Consider the following 1,222-nt stretch of genomic DNA (forward strand, 5'->3'; position numbering starts at 1 on the left):
GATATCAGCCTGCCGATTCACGCGGACGACGGCCACCTGGCCGGCGTGCTGGCCAGCCACCTGTCCTGGGCCTGGGCCGACGAGGTGCGCCGGTCGATCCTGGCGCCGAGCCAGGACCGCCACCTGGTCGAATTCTTCGTGATCGGCCAGGATCGCAACATTCTTCTCGGCCCGCGCGCCATGATCGGCCAGAAGCTGGAACTACCCGTTCTCGGCGAACTGCAGCCTGGCCAGAGCCGCTGGAAGATTCAGCGCTGGCCCGACGGCAAGGAGTACCTGACCGGCCTCACCCTGAGCCAGGGCTATCAGGACTACCCCGGCCTGGGCTGGACGGTGGTCGCGCGCCAGTCGCTGGAGCAGGCCTATGCCCCAGCCTATGAACTGCGCTCCGACATCATCGTGCTGGGCGCTGGCCTGGCCGCGATCTTCGCCTTTCTCGGCTGGATGATCAGCGGCTACTTCACCCGCCCGCTGCAGGACATCGCCAGCGCAGCGGATCGCCTCAGCGCCGGCGAGGCGACGGAAATCCCCGAATTGCAGGGCAGCCGCGAAGTACGCCAGCTGAGCCATTCGATCCGCCACCTGGTGGAAAGCCTGACCCAGCAGCAGACGGCCCTCGGCGTGATGGAAAGCCTGGCTCACCACGACGCACTCACCGGGCTGCCCAACCGTATCGCCCTGGAGAAATTCCTGCCCATGGCACAGCAGCGCAGCCGCCTGCTGCAGGGCTGCCTGGCCCTGCTGTACCTCGACCTGGACGGTTTCAAACCGATCAACGACACCCACGGCCACGCGGGTGGCGACCAACTGCTGGCCGAAGTCGCACAGCGCCTGCGCCACTGCCTGCGCGAGGGCGACATGGTCGCGCGCCTGGGTGGCGACGAGTTCGTGATGGTGCTGCTGGTGCCCGAGCAGGACGCCCAGCGTCATGCTCAGCTGGTGGCCGAACGCACCATCGCCGCACTCGGCATGCCCATCACGCTGGAGGCGGGAGAGGTCAACATCGGCTGCAGTGTCGGCGGCGCGATCTGGCCACAGGATCACGACAACCTGGGCAACGTCCTGCAACTGGCCGACCTGGCGCTCTACCAGGCCAAGCACGGGGGGCGCAACTGCGCCCGTTTCCATCAGCCAGCGGCTGACCTCAGCTGAGCGCGACGGCCTGGGGCGCAACGACGCTCGCCGGGCGCTGCGCATCCTCGGCGATCATCTGCGCGGCCTT

1 protein-coding gene is annotated in these 1,222 nt (G+C 67.8%); it reads left to right on the forward strand.

The genetic code is table 11. The features are described from left to right. Window positions 1–1,152, forward strand: a 1,152-nt coding sequence (locus tag J0A65_RS23665; protein WP_206596733.1) for a diguanylate cyclase domain-containing protein, incomplete at its 5' end; no start/stop codon positions are given. Window positions 1,153–1,222: the final 70 nt, after the last annotated feature.

The sequence above is a fragment of the Bowmanella yangjiangensis genome (assembly GCF_017255015.1).
GTDB lineage: Bacteria > Pseudomonadota > Gammaproteobacteria > Enterobacterales > Alteromonadaceae > Bowmanella > Bowmanella yangjiangensis.